Source organism: Pseudomonas sp. MIL9, assembly GCF_016887925.1.
Lineage (GTDB): Bacteria > Pseudomonadota > Gammaproteobacteria > Pseudomonadales > Pseudomonadaceae > Aquipseudomonas > Aquipseudomonas mohnii.
The window spans coordinates 268,880-285,313 of the sequence record NZ_JAFEHE010000008.1 but is presented as its reverse complement, the minus strand read 5'-3'; the positions used below and the strand labels follow the sequence as shown (position 1 = coordinate 285,313).

At 61.0% G+C, this 16,434-nt stretch carries 13 protein-coding genes and 2 pseudogenes; 5 read left to right on the top strand and 10 right to left on the bottom strand.

From position 1 onward, the window contains the following. Positions 1-2,379 (bottom strand): type VI secretion system tip protein VgrG, encoded by a 2,379-nt coding sequence (vgrG, locus tag JQF37_RS11590; RefSeq protein ID WP_130210773.1) that lies wholly within the window; start codon positions 2,377-2,379, stop codon positions 1-3. A gap of 863 nt (positions 2,380-3,242) precedes the next feature. Between vgrG and JQF37_RS11585 the strand changes: the two are divergent. The 3 genes and pseudogenes from JQF37_RS11585 to JQF37_RS11575 form a co-directional block, all read left to right on the top strand. Then, a pseudogene (locus JQF37_RS11585) lies at positions 3,243-3,354 on the top strand (biopolymer transporter ExbD); the annotation flags it as partial. 283 nt (positions 3,355-3,637) lie between these two features. After that, a complete protein-coding gene (locus JQF37_RS11580) occupies positions 3,638-4,219 on the top strand; it encodes an alpha/beta hydrolase (protein ID WP_047536146.1) in 582 nt (193 codons plus the stop codon). A gap of 65 nt (positions 4,220-4,284) precedes the next feature. After that, entirely contained in the window at positions 4,285-5,208 is a 924-nt protein-coding gene (locus tag JQF37_RS11575) for a sigma 54-interacting transcriptional regulator (protein ID WP_130211638.1), read from the top strand. Here the strand turns inward: JQF37_RS11575 and JQF37_RS31815 are convergent. Then, positions 5,204-5,281, bottom strand: a pseudogene (locus JQF37_RS31815) (outer membrane lipoprotein carrier protein LolA); the annotation flags it as partial. The gene JQF37_RS11575 and the pseudogene JQF37_RS31815 overlap by 5 nt on opposite strands. Before the next feature lie 334 nt (positions 5,282-5,615). On the opposite strand from JQF37_RS31815, the gene JQF37_RS11570 reads away from it, so the two are divergent. Together JQF37_RS11570 and JQF37_RS11565 are read left to right on the top strand one after the other, a co-directional pair. Then, the gene (locus JQF37_RS11570; protein WP_047536151.1) at positions 5,616-6,398 is read left to right on the top strand and encodes a MetQ/NlpA family ABC transporter substrate-binding protein; all 783 of its coding nucleotides are present in this window, start codon (positions 5,616-5,618) and stop codon (positions 6,396-6,398) included. 571 nt (positions 6,399-6,969) lie between these two features. Beyond that, the gene (locus tag JQF37_RS11565; RefSeq protein WP_223272687.1) at positions 6,970-7,989 is read left to right on the top strand and encodes an RHS repeat-associated core domain-containing protein; all 1,020 of its coding nucleotides are present in this window, start codon (positions 6,970-6,972) and stop codon (positions 7,987-7,989) included. Between the two features lie 88 nt (positions 7,990-8,077). Here JQF37_RS11565 and JQF37_RS11560 read toward each other — a convergent pair whose 3' ends face one another. From JQF37_RS11560 to JQF37_RS11525, 8 genes are all read right to left on the bottom strand, one after another. After that, a complete protein-coding gene (locus tag JQF37_RS11560) occupies positions 8,078-8,707 on the bottom strand; it encodes a class I SAM-dependent methyltransferase (RefSeq protein WP_130208387.1) in 630 nt (209 codons plus the stop codon). Between the two features lie 144 nt (positions 8,708-8,851). After that, on the bottom strand, positions 8,852-9,208 hold the full coding sequence (locus tag JQF37_RS11555; protein WP_130208389.1) for a hypothetical protein: 357 nt from the start codon (positions 9,206-9,208) through the stop codon (positions 8,852-8,854). A gap of 464 nt (positions 9,209-9,672) precedes the next feature. Further along, positions 9,673-10,317 (bottom strand): methionine ABC transporter permease, encoded by a 645-nt coding sequence (locus tag JQF37_RS11550; protein ID WP_090465887.1) that lies wholly within the window; start codon positions 10,315-10,317, stop codon positions 9,673-9,675. Then, a complete protein-coding gene (locus tag JQF37_RS11545; protein ID WP_130208391.1) occupies positions 10,307-11,440 on the bottom strand; it encodes an ATP-binding cassette domain-containing protein in 1,134 nt (377 codons plus the stop codon). Before JQF37_RS11545 ends, JQF37_RS11550 begins: the two co-directional genes overlap by 11 nt. Before the next feature lie 2 nt (positions 11,441-11,442). Then, positions 11,443-12,252 (bottom strand): MetQ/NlpA family ABC transporter substrate-binding protein, encoded by an 810-nt coding sequence (locus JQF37_RS11540; protein ID WP_130208393.1) that lies wholly within the window; start codon positions 12,250-12,252, stop codon positions 11,443-11,445. 118 nt (positions 12,253-12,370) lie between these two features. Further along, on the bottom strand, positions 12,371-13,723 hold the full coding sequence (locus JQF37_RS11535) for an LLM class flavin-dependent oxidoreductase (RefSeq protein WP_130208395.1): 1,353 nt from the start codon (positions 13,721-13,723) through the stop codon (positions 12,371-12,373). Further along, on the bottom strand, positions 13,723-14,928 hold the full coding sequence (locus tag JQF37_RS11530; RefSeq protein ID WP_130208397.1) for an SfnB family sulfur acquisition oxidoreductase: 1,206 nt from the start codon (positions 14,926-14,928) through the stop codon (positions 13,723-13,725). Before JQF37_RS11530 ends, JQF37_RS11535 begins: the two co-directional genes overlap by 1 nt. A 23-nt stretch (positions 14,929-14,951) precedes the next feature. Further along, positions 14,952-16,193: an SfnB family sulfur acquisition oxidoreductase gene (locus JQF37_RS11525; protein ID WP_130208399.1), complete on the bottom strand. Its 1,242-nt coding sequence runs from the start codon at positions 16,191-16,193 to the stop codon at positions 14,952-14,954. Positions 16,194-16,434 lie beyond the last annotated feature (241 nt).

The following is a 16,434-nucleotide window of genomic DNA, read 5'->3' as shown; positions in this document are numbered from 1 at the left end:
TCAGGCAGAGAAATCCGTAAGGTCCATGGACTTCGCGTCGTGCTCGGTCAGTGGCGAGAGCGTCGGCATTTGCAGCTCTTGCTTGGCCGCACCGCTGTAGGCGAAGTGCGCGGCCTTAACCTTGTGATCCCCCGCCGTACCCGATTCGATGCCGACCCCGTCCAGCGTGAAGTAACTGCCACCGCCATTCAGAACGATTTTCTTCTTCGCCGTGATGCGGATTTCGTCCTCGGTGCTGGTGATGTCCAGACCATGCCGCGCCATCAACTCCAACTTGTCGTTTTGCGCCTGGATCTGCACCGCGCCCTGGTTGGCGATCAGCTTGATGCCGAGCTTGCGCACGAACAGGCTCAAGCCCTGGCCCACGCCGATGAACAGGCGCTTGACCACGCTGAGGTCCGCTTCGCCGCCGGCGTTGAGCATCAGGTTGTGCTGGGCCGCCAGTTGCAGGTGCTGGCCGCTGGTGAGGGCGATGCCTTTGGGGGCGCTGAGCAGCAGCACTTGGGACTTGAGCTGTTCGAGGTCCTGCCTTAGCAGCTGCAGTTGCGCGGCCACGTCCGCCGGTTCGGCGCTGGCGGCCTGGGCGTCGACCGAGAGTTGTTGCAGTTGTTCGCCGGCCTGTTGCAGACGGTCCACGGCGGTCTGCATTTCCAGTGCTTGGCCTTGCGCCTTGGGCTGTCCATCGGCGCTGATAAAAATGCCCTTACCACCGCGAATCGCCCCCCAATCATCCGTCCTCAGCTCAAACCCTTCCCCGCGCTTGTGCTTCTTCGCATCCACCAGATGCCCCAGGTTCAGCTGGCTCTTGCCGCCATACTCGGTGCTGAGCTTGACGTGCTCCTGCCCGCGCCGATCCTCCATGCGCAGCTTGTTGTTCGCCGGGGTGCGCAGCACGTTGCGGGTGTAGTCGCGCTTGGCCAGGGTGACGGGGTCGGGGTGCTGGTTGTCGTGCAGGGCGTGGGCGATGTAGGGGCGGTCGGGGTCGCCTTGTTCGAAGGCGATGGCCACTTCGGTGCCGGCGATCAGCGGCAGGTGCAGGCCGTGGGTGTCGCCGGCGTAGGCGCGTGCTTGGCGCAGCCACATGCTTTCCTGGCCGGGTTTCCAGGTGTCGCGGTCGAACAGGAAGTTGACCCGGTAACGGCCTTCGAGGTCGATTTCGGCGTAGGGGTCGTTGGCCTGGGGGTTGGTGACCCGGGCCGGGACGGTGCCGGCGATTTGCGGTTTGTCCACCAGCGGCGGCCGAAAGCAGATGGTTTCGGCGTAGGGCATGGCCTCGAAGCGGGCTTCGAAGCTGCGGTCGCGGGCGGCGCGGGTGACCAGTCGGGTGATGACCGCACCGGGGGCGAAGGCCTGGGGCGCGCCGCCGGTGATTTTCAGGACCTGGCCGGGCGCCAGGGTGGCGCTGCTGCTGACGCCGCTGAGCAGGGTCTGGTCGTTGAGGTAGCGCTCGTGACGCAGGCGTGCGTAGAAGTAGCCGCTTTCGCTTTGCAGGTCTTCGTCCTGGAGGTAGGCGTTGCCCAGTTCGCGGTAGCCTTCGGCGTAGTGATAGGCCTCGCCATAAGTGGTGGTGGCGCCACGGGCCTGGTCGACGTCGCCGTCGAGGTAGGCGTGGGCATCGCGGTGATGATAGGCGCGGACGTTGACCTGCCGTTCCACCACCTGATGGCGGGTTTGCAGGTCCCAGACGCCGTCCTCGTCGCTGCTGCTCAGGCCGGCGGGGGGATGATGCGGCAGGCGCACATCGAACTGGTAGCCGCGCTGGTCGTCGCAGAACTCCACCACGTCGATGCGCAGGCGCTCGTCGCTGGTGAAGCGGTACCAGATGCCGACGTCGGCCAGCAGGCGGCTGATGAACATCAGGTCGCTCTCGTTGTATTGCATCACCTGCTCGCGCCTGGGGTACTCGCGCACCAGGCGAAAGAAGAAATCCTGCCCCCGGAAACCGTGGCGGCTGCGCAGGATGCTCTCGACGATTTCCGGCACCGATTGCTGCTGGTAGATGCGGTACTGCCGGCCGCGATCGAGCAGCGCCAGGCGTGGTTGCAGGGTGATTTCGTAACGCGCTTCGTCCACCGACGCGGACAGGCGCTTGAAGCCACTGACCACGCCAAACACGGTGCGCAACGGCTTGACCTCGGGCAGGCTCAACCCCGGCAAGGGCTTGATCGGCGGCGCGTGCAGGCTGAACCGCGCGTCCTGGCCGAGCAGTTGCGGGGCGCCGAGGTCGAGGTCGCTGCTGGTGAATTCGACGGTGTAAAGGAAGGGCTCGCTCAGGCGTTCCTGGCCTTCGAAGGCGAGTACGTCGAGGGTGGCCTTGAGGTCGCGGACCTGGAGTTTGTGGCGGCTGTGGTCGAAGAAAATACGCGGGGCGATTTGCAAAATTCAGACCTCCCTGGCCTGTTTGAGGTGCACGGGGAGGCATTTTTTCCACCCTCGTTCAAGCGCGTGACAGCTTTCACGAAGGTGAAAAGGGTTGAAATAGGAGGTTTCCGAGGGTGGTGTAGGAGGCTTCCGTATCTAGATGCGCCGGGGCTGTAGGATTTTTGGGGGATGGTGATTGCCTGGGGGGAGGGGGCTTGTTGGATTGCTGCACCGGCGCATCCGTCGTCCTGCTTGGATACAGTGTACTGCCGAGGAAATGCCGGGGCCGCTTCACCGCCCAACAGGACGGTGCGGCGATTCGACAAGCTCTCTCGCCATAGATGCTCATCACTCAGCCGCTCTCATGGTTACTTCCCGAAAGCCACAACGCCTTGCCACTTGCACCCAGCTTGGCCCTAACCAGGCGCGGGAGTGGGAGTGGGCGCGGACGATGGTGGATGGGGCAGGGCTATGTCGACCACTTGCTTGATCCGTCCGGGACGCGGCACCACCACCACGCGGTTGACGAGAAATTGCTCAGGCCTGCCGTTTGTACGTTGCAATCCTTGCAACTTCATATTCTATTTTGATCTGCTTCTAGTGTTAAAAATTACTTTAAGAAATAAGCGTCAAGGTCAATGATTCACCCACTGATACGTCGTTCGGGGGAGTTTGGCTCGGCGTATCGGGCGATTCGCAAAAAGACCGCAGGGAGTCAATCAATGGGCATTCTGGAGGTGCCCTGGGCGCCGCGAAGCGTCGAGGGGTGACGTCTCCCGGGATGGCTGACATCGAGATTCATGAAACCGAAACCTGTTTCGCGCGAAATGGTTACACGAGGCGTACACCATGACGTCACAGGCATCTCCTCTGCATTCCAGCTTCAGGCAGCCAAGGCCAAGGACCCGGAGGTGCGGGTGCAGTTGCAGGCCGATGATGGCGTCCATTGAGCGGGCAGGCATCACCACGTTGTCGGTGATCACTGCGCGCTGACAGATTTACGATTTTCCGGGGCCGTCTCCTTGGCAGGGTGCGGCCCCTTTTTTATTCCGCAAAAACACACAAGTCCCCCGGTGGGAGCGAGCCTGCTCGCGATGGCTGAATGGCAGTCGACATCGCTGTGTCTGAAGCACCGCTATCGCGTGCAGGCTCGCTCCCACAAGGATCGCTTGTATATTCGATATAGGTCTTAATAAATAGCTTCTTATTCCTTAACGAATATAAATCCCGTCCCTATACTCGATCAGGAACAGACACGCAGCAGGAGAGCTCCCCCATGCGCAACGAATCCATTCGCTATCTGATTGTGCCGGGCTGGCAAGGATCGCCAGAAGATCATTGGCAAAGCCACTGGCAGAACAGCCTGCCGAACAGCGCACGGGTGGAGCAGGCCGATTGGCTGACGCCACGTCGTGAAGACTGGGTCGCGGCGCTGGCCGAGGCGATTGCCGCCGACAGCACCCCGGTGATCCTGATCGCCCACAGCCTGGGTTGCATCACCGTCGCGCATTGGGCGGCGACCGCGCCCGTGCAGTTTCTGCGGCAGGTTCGTGGCGCCTTGCTGGTCGCGCCGGCGGACGTCGAGCGTCCGGCCTGCGCACCGGCCCTGCGTAACTTCGCGCCGATTCCTGGCGATCTTCTGCCCTTTCCCAGCCAGGTCGTCAGCTCCGACAACGACGCTGCCGTCAGTGCGCCACGGGCGCTGGAGCTGGCGCGCAACTGGGGCGCTGAAGCGGGGATTCTGGCGGGTGCCGGGCACATCAATGTGAAGTCGGGTCACCAGCGGTGGGAGCAGGGGTTTGCCTATCTCTACCGTCTGCAAAACCGCATGGAACATCACGCCCTGCGTCGCGCCTGAGCCTTTATTTTTTTCTTTTTTAAATAACGCCCCCGTCTCCCGGCGGTTTTGGGCGGGAGTCTGCCATGAGCTTTGAAACCTTCGGTCAGCCACTGCTGACCTTTCCCGATGCTGAAAAAAGTCCCCTGAGCATCCGCGCCAAGGCGCTGGTGTTCGTCGATCCGCGCTCACGGCAACTGCGCCAGGATCTCGAACAACTGGCGCCGCGTTCAATCTCGGTGCTGATCCGAGGCGAAACCGGCAGCGGCAAGGAATTGCTGGCGCGGCACATCCATCGCGCCAGCGATCGCGGCGGGTTGTTTGTTTCGGTCAACTGCGGCGCCATCAGTCCGACCTACGCTGACGCGGAATTGTTCGGCTACGCCGCGGGCAGTTACAGCGGCTCGGCCAGCAGTCGTGCCGGCTGGTTCGGCTCGGCCAATGGCGGCACCTTGTACCTGGACGAGATTGGCGACCTGCCGCTGCCGATTCAGATCAAACTGCTCGCGGCCCTGGAAAACCACGAAGTGACCCGTGTCGGCGCGCACCAGCCAAGCCCGGTGGACGTGCGCCTGGTGGCTGCCACCAGCATCGACCTGGCCCAAGCGGTCGCCGCCGGCAAATTCCATGAACGGCTCTATCACTACCTCAGCGAAGGCCAGCTCGAACTGCCGGCCTTGCGCGAGCGGGTGGGCGATATTCTGTCGCTGGCCGAATACTTCCTCGGCATCTACAGCCAACGCCTGGACCTGCCCGTGCCGCTGATCAGCGAGGCCGCGCAAGCGGTGCTGGAACGCCATTCCTGGCCCGGCAATACCCGAGAGCTGGAAAACGTCATCCACTTTGCGCTGTTGGTGAGTACCGGCGACGAAATTTTGCCCGAGCATCTGAATTTGCCGGATGAAGGGCTGGCGCAAATTGAACGGCAACTCCAACAGATTCTCGCCAAGGGTTCAGCCACCGAAAAAGACGCCCTGAAACAAATACTTAAGCAAACCGGCCTCCTGTAGGAGCGAGCCTGCTCGCGATGAACCTGAGAGCGCCGCGGGGTGTCAGGTGCCCCACGTTATCGTTGACGACCATCGCGAGCCGGCTCGCTCCTACAGGGGAATGTGCGGGCTAGAACTGTAGGAGCGAGCCTGCTCGCGATGAACCTGGGAGCGCCGCGGGGTGTCAGGTGCCCAACGTTATCGTTGACGACCATCGTCGGAACGCCGCCCGGAGCCGGCTCGCTCCTACAAGGGAAGGTGCGAGCTAGAGCTGTATGAACAAAATGGAATATGAAAGTGAATAAAAGATATTGTTCTGGAATAAAAAATCCCGGTATTGTCCGCTTCACGCCAGCGATAGCACTTCACTGGCACCTCAATAGCAAGCCGTCGCCACAAGCGACTGTGATTGTCGATAAGGACACTGCATGAAAAAGGTTCTGTTGTTCACCGCATTGGCGGCTGCCCTGACTGCTGGCCTGGCCCAGGCGGGCGAGAAACTGGTGGTCGCGGCGACCCCGGTTCCACACGCCGAGATTCTGGAACTGATCAAACCCACCCTCGCCAAAGAAGGCGTGGACTTGGAAATCAAAGTCTTCACCGACTACGTTCAGCCGAACGTGCAGGTCGACCAGAAGCGTCTGGACGCCAACTACTTCCAGACCCTGCCGTACCTGAAGAACTTCAACGAAGGTAAAGGGACTCACCTGGAAACCGTGATCGGCGTTCACGTCGAACCGTTCGGTGGCTACTCGAAGAAAGTCAAAACCCTGGCTGAGCTGAAGGACGGCGCGACCATTGCCATCCCGAACGAAGGCAGCAACAGCGGCCGTGCCCTGATCCTGCTGCAGAAGGCAGGTCTGATCGAGTTGAAAGACCCGAAAAACGCCGTGGCTACTCCGAAGGACATCGCCAAGAACCCGCACAACTTCAAGTTCAAGGAACTTGAGTCGGCCATGCTGCCGCGTGTGCTGGATCAGGTCGACCTGGACATGATCAACACCAACTACGCGCTGGAAGCGGGCCTGAACCCGGCTAAAGACGCCCTGGTGATCGAAGGCGCCGATTCGCCTTACGTGAACTTCCTGGTGGCTCGTCCGGACAACAAGGACAGCGTGGCCATCCAGAAACTGGCCAAAGCCCTGACCAGTCCGGAAGTGAAAGCGTTCATCGAGAAGAAATACAACGGCGCGGTACTGCCGGCGTTCTGATCGACGCAGTAAACCCCTTCAAGGTTTGAAAACGCCGACGGCTGATACAGCGTCGGCGTTTTTTTGCCTGCGCACATTTCATGTGGGAGCGAGCAGGCTCGCTCCCACAGATTCGCCCAAGATCCCTCAGGCTGATCTCGCCTTCAACGCCCTGCGCAACGCCACCAATAATTTCACGATGTCCTGTGGATTCATCGGCTTGCGCACTTTTGCGTCTGCCATTTTCTCTTCCTTGTGAGTAGCTGGCCGGGGAGTCTGGCCAAAAGTGGTCCGTCCTTGGAGGGGCAATTTGAAAAAAAGATCTTTCCTACGGTGCAAGGGAAAATAGACGTCTTCCGTTGCCTCGGCAAATGTGGGAGCGAGCCTGCTCGCGATTCGATGTTTCGGGCGCCGCCTAATCCGGCCAATACCACGTCGGTTCATCCAGCGTCCGTTGCCGATAGCCGTCGCAGCACACCCATTGAAAAAACTGCGTGGATATCGCCCAGCCTGCCACGGCCGACCTGACAGTTCTGATAGGTACGTTGAGTGGCCTGATTAGGGCAAGCTGATGTTTTGCGAGGTTCGAATGATGAACACGTTAAAAAAATGTCGGTATCGGTATGACGCGCTGGATCTGCTGGTCGGGATCGAACCTGCCGAGGCCCAGGCGCTGCAACGGTTTTACTGTCGTGAACATCTGGTTACCGAACTTCAGGGGACGTCCAGTCAGCGTGTGTTTCAGCACGACAAGCAACTGCTGGCGCTGCAATCGCGCCGAGGTGATGTCTTCAACAGCGGTTTGCTGGCCACTGATCGACAGCGCTCTGTCTTGCGGGTGACCGAGCCCGGCGGACTTGTGCGCCAGGCTTATGCCCCCTACGGACATCGTCGGGTGGAGCATGGTCCAGGCAGCCTCCTGGGGTTTGCCGGTGAAGCGCTCGATCCGGTCACCGGGCATTATTTGCTGGGTAATGGGCACCGTCTGTTCAACACGCGGCTGATGCGCTTCAACGGCCCGGACAGCTTGAGTCCGTTTGGGCGGGGTGGGTTGAATTCGTATGCGTATTGTCTGGGGGATCCGGTGAACTTCAGTGATCCGACGGGCAACGTCTCCGAGGCCAATTTGATCGGAATGATTTTTAGCGGTGTTGTCCTGCTCACGACGGTGATAACACTCTTTCCCGCGGTGCCTTTTCTGGTCGGGAAAAATGCATTGGGGGCAGGCATTTTGAGGTCAGGTCAATCCGCCAAACTTAAAGTTGGGGCGCTTTCCAGTGGGCTGGCAGGACCATTGGCCGTGGTCGGTGCGGGCGCCGGGCTGACTCGAGCGGTTATTCAAGAAGTCGACCCTGATTCTTCAGCGCAGAGTTTCCTTTCGTGGGTGTCGTTAATGGCAGGATCCACCGCACTGCTTGCGCGAGGGGGCTCATATTGGGCTGCCCGTGATCCCAAAACATTGCCGGCCTTGAAGCGTTTTACCGAGAACAAACACGCCGCATCGATTGCCCGTTCGACATCGCCATCCTCGTCAGCACCTGAAAATTCGCAAGAGTTCATGCTCTCTGCTTTACAACAAGCGGCGACGGGTATTCGCCGACATTCTGTCTGACACCGGAGCCCGGCCATGCATACCGGATGGTTGCTCCCGGACTCAAATTTCCGGGGGCCGAAGGCCTGCGCGATGGCGTCAACGTGGATTACGCCGGCTTACGCCAGACACTCGCCAACCATGGCTGTTGCTCCCGTGGCAGCCCCGCGGGCCGGTAGTAATGCTCCAGCTCGACAAAGCCTGCTTCGGTCAGCAATTGCTGCCACGCCTGAAGGTCGTGATAGGCGCCATAGCGAGGACCGTTCCAGCCTTCCTGGTTCTCGCCACGGGGGTTGGAGCTGAACAGCACGCCGCCCGGTTTCAGCGTTTCGCGCAATTGCTTCAACACCCGGGGCAATTCCTGACGCGGGATGTGAAACAGCACGGCGTTGGCGAAGATCCCGTCGAAGCGCTCGGCCGGCAGATCGAGTTTTAAAAAGTCCTGCTGCCAGACCTCGCAACCGCTGTCCTCGCGCGCCATCTGCGCAAACTTTTCTGAACCGTCGAGGCCGACCGCCTTGTGCCCCATGCGGGTGAACGTCTGCAAATCACGGCCCGGCCCACAGCCAAAGTCCAGAATGTCGAACGGCGCCTCACCCTGGATATGCCGCATCAACGCGTCGATGTTCTGGCTGACATCGTGATCGCGGGTGCCTTCACGAAAACCTTCGGCCACCGAGTTGTAATGGCCCAGGGTGGTGGCGGTGATTTGCTGGAGGTCGTCGGGGGTCTGTTTCATGGTGGGCTGCGCAGGTAATTGGAATGGGTCGAATATACGCCATCAGGTAGGGGGCTGCTGCGCAGCCCATCGCGAGCAGGCTCGCTCCCACATTTGGATTGCGTTTCCCTGTGGGAGCCTGCTCGCGATGGCGGTTTTAATGGCTCAACCGTGTTTCATCCCCAAACACTCAATCGATCGATCAATCATTGCCTTGGCGATCTCCAGCAAATGCCAGACCGAGAACACCATGGCCCGGTCGGCGCCCTTGAGGTGGTCGCCGCACTGATAGGCAGTGACCGAAGCGCAGCGCAGCAGATCGGCGACGTAGAGCTGGGTGTCTTCGAAGCTCACGTCTTTGCTGACGTTGTAGAAACGCAGTTCGTCGGGCGGTGAGGGTTGATCGCCGGTGAGGTAGAAATCGATGGCGCGGTAGAGCGCCGAGCGGTCTCTGAGCAGGTCGTCGGTGATGGCTTCGTTGGAGGGTGTTTCGGGGGGTGGATCGGGAACGGATCTGTCCATGAGTGTTGCTCCTATTGCTTCATGGGAGCCGTCACTTCTCGCCTACTAAACGATTGGGTGGCGGCTGTACGCAGGTTAGTAGGCCGGTCAATAGGAAAACCGTGCATCCGAAGATGCCCCGCGCACAGCCACCATATTCTGCATGCGGCAATAAGTGCCGAACATGAGCATGGAATCGCTATGCGCCTATTGTTCCGGGCTACTAAACCCGATCACTGATGAGCAGTGACGGGCCGAGACTAGTCACCCAAATTGGCAGGCGCAAGCGAGCGGAATAATCTAGGAAATGTCCTGCAAAGGAAAGGGAACAGGGCTGTAGGAGGTCTGTTATTCCCGTAGGAAAAATCCGCTTTTTGTAGGAGCGAGCCTGCTCGCGATGGACGTAAACGATAACGAGGGCTGCCTGGATGAACGCGGCGCTCTTGCGCTCATCGCGAGCAGGCTCGCTCCTACAAAAGGCCCCTTTAGCGTTTGTTGAGCCCTCGCGCCAACCGATCCCCGCCCAACTGAATCACCGCCACCAACGCCACCAGCAACACAATCACCGTGAGCATGATCTGGCTGTCGAAGCGCTGATACCCGTATCGATAGGCAATGTCCCCCAAGCCCCCCGCGCCAATCGCCCCGGCCATGGCCGAGGAGTTGATCATGGTCACCAAGGTAATGGTGAAGCCCCCGACGATGCCCGGCAGTGCCTCGGGCAACAGCACGTGCCAAACGATGTGCCCACGCCGGCAGCCCATGGCTTGCGCCGCTTCGATCAAGCCGTGATCGACCTCGCGCAGGCTGACTTCGGCGATGCGCGCGAAGAACGGCGTAGCGGCAATGGTCAACGGCACCACGGCTGCCCACACGCCGTACGTGGTGCCGACGATCAAGCGAGTGAACGGGATCAGCGCGACCATCAAGATCAGGAACGGAATCGAGCGGAACAGGTTCACGAACGCACCCAGGGCGCGGTTGATGGCCGGTGCCTCGTAGATGCCGCCCTTGGAACTGGTGACCAGGATCACCGCCAGCGGAATGCCCGCCAGCAGGGCGATCAAGGACGACACGCCGACCATCAGGAACGTGTCGATGAAGCCTTGCAGCAATCGATCAAACCACATAGCCCAATACCTCAACCTGTTGCGCCCATTGGCTCGCACGCTGGCGCAGTGCTTCGGCGTCGAGGGACGAGCCGGTCACGGCCAGCAGCAGTTGCCCGAGGGCGTGACCCTGAATCCGTTCCACGCCACCTTGCAGCAAGCGCACGCGACCGCCGAGGGCCGCGAACAGGGCGGCGATGTCCGGTTCGTCCTGAGCCGTGCCGGTGAATTGCAGACGCAGAACGACCGCGTCATCCGAGGTCTGCGGTTGCGCCTGCAAACGGCTTTGCAGTTCTGTCGGCAGCGCATGTTGCAACGGCGCGAGCAAGGTCTTGCTGACCTCGTGCTGCGGGTTACCGAACACTTCCCACACCGGCCCCTGCTCAACGATGCGCCCGTGTTCGAGCACGACCACGCGATCACAGATCTCGCGGATCACCGCCATTTCGTGGGTGATCAAAATGATGGTCAGGCCCAGGCGCTGATTGATCTCGCGCAGCAGGCCGAGGATCGATTGGGTGGTCTCCGGATCGAGCGCCGAGGTGGCCTCGTCGCAGAGCAGAATGGCCGGGTCGTGCACCAGTGCGCGGGCAATGCCGACGCGCTGTTTCTGGCCGCCGGACAGCTGCGCCGGGTAGGCCTTGTGTTTGGCTTGCAGGCCCACCAGCTCCAACAATTCGCGGACCTTTTGATCGCGTTTTTCCTTGGGCACCCCGGCGACTTTCAGCGGCAGTTCGACGTTCTGCCAAACGGTCTTGGCCGACATCAGGTTGAAGTGCTGGAAGATCATGCCGATGCGCCGGCGCAGCGCCACCAGGCGCTCTTCATCGAACTCGCCGATGTCCACTTGATCGATCAGCACACGCCCCGACGTCGGTTGTTCGAGGCGGTTGATGGTGCGGATCAGCGACGACTTGCCGGCGCCGCTGCGGCCGATGATGCCGAACACTTCACCGCGCTGGATCGCCAGGTCGATGCCTTGCAGGGCGGCCACCGGGCCTTGCTTGCCTTCATAGGTTTTGCCCAGGCCGACAAAGCGCACGTGGGCACGATTGAGCTGCGGGTGCAGCTCGGTGTGTTGTGCCTGTTCTTGTAGAGGGCGGGGCTCTGGAATCTCCAGTCGCCGTTGGGTCGCAGCCGTCATGCTCAGCTCTCCCAACCGGCTTGGTAGAGCTTGCCGTGGGCTTTATCCAGGGCGGCGCGCACGGCTGGCGAGTGCTGGTAAATGTCGACGAACTTGATCAGGCGCGGGTCGGTTTTACTCTTGGGCTGGATCACGAACTGGATCACGTATTCCTTGTGATCGAGGCCGTCGAACAGCAGGGCGGAGCCGGCATCGAAGGTCTTTGACAGGTGAATGTAGGCCGGGTAGCCCTGGACCAGGTCGGCGTCGTCATAGGCGCGCACCAACTGCACGGCTTCGACTTGCAGAATCTTGATTTTCTTCGGGTTGGCGATGATGTCTTCTTCGGTGGCCTTGTAGCCGACGCCCGGCTTGAGGGTGATCAAACCGGCCTTGGCCAGCAGCTGCAAGCCACGACCGCTGTTGATCGGGTCGTTGGCGATGGCCACGCTGGCGCCTTCGGGCAACTCATCGAAGCTTTTGTATTTTTTCGAGTAGAGGCCGACGTTATTGATGATTCCCGGCGCGAAAGGCACCAAGTCAAAACCGGAGGCGGCCTTGGCGTTTTCCAGGAACGGGATGTGCTGGAAGTAGTTCACGTCGATGTCGCCGGCGGCGAGGCTGACGTTGGGGGCGATCCAGTCGGTGAACTCCACCAGCTCGACTTTCAGGCCTTGTTTGCCGGCTTCTTCGACCGCCGCTTCCAGGGGAATGGCGAAGGCGGCGGTGGTGCCGATTTTCAGCGGTGCGTCGGCGGCGAATACCGCAGAGCTGAACAGGCCGAGGGCCAGGGCCAGTGCTTTGACTGGGTTAGAGAGGTGGTTCTTTTTCATGATGGTTTTTCCAGTCAGTGCATGAATTTTGGGTGTTTGGTCGGGCCTCATCGCGAGCAGGCTCGCTCCCACAGGGGAATGCATTCCAAATGTGGGAGCGAGCCTGCTCGCGATGCTTTTAGCGTCTGAACGTCGATCCGGTATGTTGCTCAGGCAAATGCGCCTCTGCGTGAAACAGCTTTTCGCGCAGGCTGCCATTGTCGTAGGCGGTCTTGTACGAGCCTCGGCGTTGCAGCTCGGGGATCACCAGATCGATGAAGTCCACGTAGCTTTCCGGCGTGACGATCCGCGTCAGGTTGAAGCCGTCCAGCCCGGTTTCGGCGATCCACGATTCCAGCTCATCCGCCACTTGCTGCGGTGAACCGACCACGGTGATGTAGCGGCCGCCGAGGGCGTGTTGCTCGAGCAATTTGCGTCGGGTCCAGTCGTTGTTTTGCAGGTTTTTAGTGGCCGACTGGATCGCGTTGCTTTTCACGTACTGGATCGGTTCGTCGATGGCGTACTCGGAAAAATCGATGCCGGTGGACGCGGAAAAATGCGCCACGCCGGCTTCGGCGCTGGCGTAGCTCAGGTACTCGGCGTGCTTCTTCCAGGCCAGTTCTTCGGTTTCGCCGACGATCACGTTCAACCCCATGAACACCTTGATGTCCTCGGGGTTGCGCCCGGCTTCGACGGCGCTGGCGCGGACTTTGTCCACCTGCACTTTGGTCGACGGCTTGTTCTGGCCGCTGATGAACACGCACTCGGCGTGGCGCCCGGCGAACAGCAAACCGCGATCGGAACTGCCGGCCTGGAACAGCACCGGTGTGCGTTGCGGCGACGGCTCGCAGAGGTGATACCCCTCGACCTGGTAGAACTCGCCCTTGTGCTCGACCTTGTGCACTTTCTCGGGCTGCGCGTAGATCCGTTGTCGGGGATCGTTGAGTACGGCGTCCTTTTCCCAACTGCCCTCCCAGAGCTTGTAGAGCACCTCCAGGTATTCGTCGGCCTGGTCGTAGCGGCGGTCATGTTCGACCTGTTCGCTCAGGCCCATGGCCTTGGCGGCGCTGTCGAGGTAGCCGGTGACGATGTTCCAGCCCACCCGGCCACGGCTCAGGTGATCCAGGGTCGACATGCGCCGGGCGAACAGGTACGGCGGTTCGTAGGTGAGGTTGGCGGTGAGGCCGAAGCCGAGGTTTCTGGTCACGGCGGCCATGGCCGAGACGAGCAGCAACGGGTCGTTGACCGGCAACTGGATCGACTCTTTCAGCGTGACGTCCACTGACTGCTGGTAGACGTCGTAGACGCCGACGATGTCAGCGATGAACAAGCCGTCGAAGAGCCCGCGTTCCAGCAACTGCGCCAGTTCGGTCCAGTATTCGATGGTTTTGTATTGGGTCGAGGTGTCCCGGGGGTGGGTCCACAAACCGTGGTTGATGTGCCCGATGCAATTCATGTTGAACGCGTTGAGCAGGATCTTTTTCCTGGCCATCAGATAGTCCCCCGCAGTGGCGGGTTTTCATCGTTGAGGTAGTAGTTGCCCACCGCGTGGTACTTCCAGCGCACCGGGTCGTGCAGGGTGTGCACGCGCGCGTTGCGCCAGTGGCGATCCAGACCGTGTTCGGCCAGGGTTGCCTGGCTGCCGGCCAGTTCGAACAGGGTGCTGCCGGCGGCCAGGGAAATTTCGGTGCTGAGGGCGCGGGCTTCGGCGACGGCAATCGACGCGGCGGCCACGGTCTCGGCGTGGGTGTCGGCCTGGGCCTGGTCGAGAAACTCACCGGCACGTTCCAGCAGCGCTTCGGCGGCGTGCAGGCGAATGCTCAAGTGGCCGAAGCTCTTGATCGTCAGCGGGTCATCGGTGGCTTTTTCGTGGGTGGCGTCGATCCACGGCCGGGTTTTGGTGCGCACGAAGTGCAGCGCATCTTCATAGGCCGCGCGGGCGATGCCGGTGTCGATGGCGGCGTGGAGAATCTGCGCCAGCGGGCCGACTGGCGTCGGGCGCTCGAAAGCGCTCTGGAACGGGATCACGTCTTCGGCGGCGACGAAGACATCTTCGAATACCACCGAGCCGCTGCCGGTGGTGCGCTGGCCGAAGCCGCTCCAGTCGTCGATCACGGTCAGGCCCTTGCTGTTGCGCGGGACGAACGCCAGTTGCTGCACGCCGTTTTCATCCACGACGGACGTCGGAATGCGTTGGGCGTAGATGGCCCCGGTGGCGTAGAACTTGCGGCCGTTGATGCGATAGCCGTCGCGCTCTCCCTGTAATTCAGGGGTCAGGCGGGTGACGCGATCGTGGGCGGTTTTGGTGCCCAGTTCGGCGAGGGCATTGCCGAAGCGCTGACCGGCCAGCACTTCGGCGTACAGGCGTTTTTTCTGCTCGGGGCTGCCGTTCACGCGCAGCACTTCGAGGGCGTAGAAATGGTTCTGCGGGATCTGCCCCAGCGAGCTGTCCGCTTGAGCGATCAGGGCGATGACTTTGGCCAGGGTGACGTTGGACACCCCGGCGCCGCCGTACTCTTTCGGCACGCTGATGCCCCACAGGCCCGAGCGGGAAAACACTTCCAGTTCCGGGTGTGGCAAACGGCGTTCACGGTCACGCAGGGCGCTATCGCGTTTGAAATCTTCGGCCAGGTCACTGGCGACAATCAGGGCTTGCTCATCGCTGGTGATGACCGCGACGTGTTGAGAAAGGGTCATGTGTTTCTCCAGATGTCTGGTCGTTAAATCCAGGAATGGCGAGCCGGCAATGTGCCGTTCAGGTGGTAGCTGCCAACGGCGTGGTATTTCCAGCGCACCGGGTCGTGCAGGGTGTGCACCCGGGCGTTGCGCCAGTGGCGGTCGAGGTTGAATTCGGCGAGGGTGGCGCGGCTGCCGGCCAGCTCGAACAGCTTTTCGCTGGCTTGCAGCGAAATTTCGGTTGTCAGCACTTTGGCTTCGGCCACGGCAATCGAGGCGCGGGCGGCGGACTCGGCGGTGAGCGGCGCGGCGCTGACCTGATCGAGCACCTGCCCGGCCTTGCGCAGCAGGGCTTCGGCGGCGTGCAGTTCGATTTTCAGTTTGCCGATGTCGGCGATCACGTACAGGTCATCGCTGGCCCGGTCGACCTGGGCGTCGATCCATGGCCGGGCACGGGTTTTCACGAATTCGATGGCGTCGTCGATGGCGCCACGGGCGATACCGGCGTCGATGGCGGCTTGAATCAGCTGCGAGACGGCGCCCTGGGTATTGGGCTTTTCATTGATCTTCCAGTTGTCCACCACCCGCTCGGCATCGACCCGCACGTTGTTGAGCAAAATGGTGCCGCTGGCGGTGGTGCGCTGGCCGAAACCGGACCAGTCGTCGACGATACGCAAGCCCGGTGTGCCGCGAGGCACGAAGGCCAGTACTTGCTTGCCGTCGTCATTGAGCGCCTTGACCGCGACCCAATGCGCGAACAGCGCGCCCGTGGAGTAAAACTTCTGCCCGTTGAGGACATAACCATCGCCGTCGGCGGTGATGCGCGCCTTGAGTTCAAGGGTGTTTTTGCTGCCGCGTTCAGGGCCGGCATTGCCGATGCGCGAGCCGTCGAGCACGCTTTTGAAGATCTGTTTTTTCTGCGCTTCGGTGGCGCTGCCCAACACCAGGTTGAGGATGCCGAACTGGTTCTGCGGGATCTGTCCGAGGGCCGGGTCTGCCGCGGAAATGATCGCGAACACCTCGGCTAATGTGACGAACGAAACCTGCGGGCCACCGTACTCGCGCGGGATGGCAATGCTGCCCAGGCCGCTGCGGGTGAACTGTTCGATTTCCGACCATGGCAGCTTGCGCTGCTGGTCGCGTTTGGCGGCCTGCAGGCGGGCGACTTGCGCCAACTCATGGGCGGCCTCGATGGCTTGTGCGTCGTTGTGCAACACCTGCGCGGGCAACAAGCGTGGGGCGACGTCCAGATCACTCTGGACAATTGCATCTGCCAGACTGGACATCAGCGCCACTCCTTGGCTGCACGCAATGCCCTGGCGATCTGCACTGGGGTGATTGTGTTCCGGACCATACCTACCTCGCATCTCATGGAAACGCCGCGGTGTGCGGCGAACGAAAACAAGAATGTCCGGTGGTCCGGTGTATATACCCTAAGCGTTTATAAATAAGTTTTGAACTAACTTTTAGGAATATAGATAGAAGTGTGTCATCACCCACTGTTCGTGGGGCAACAGTTGTTTGCGG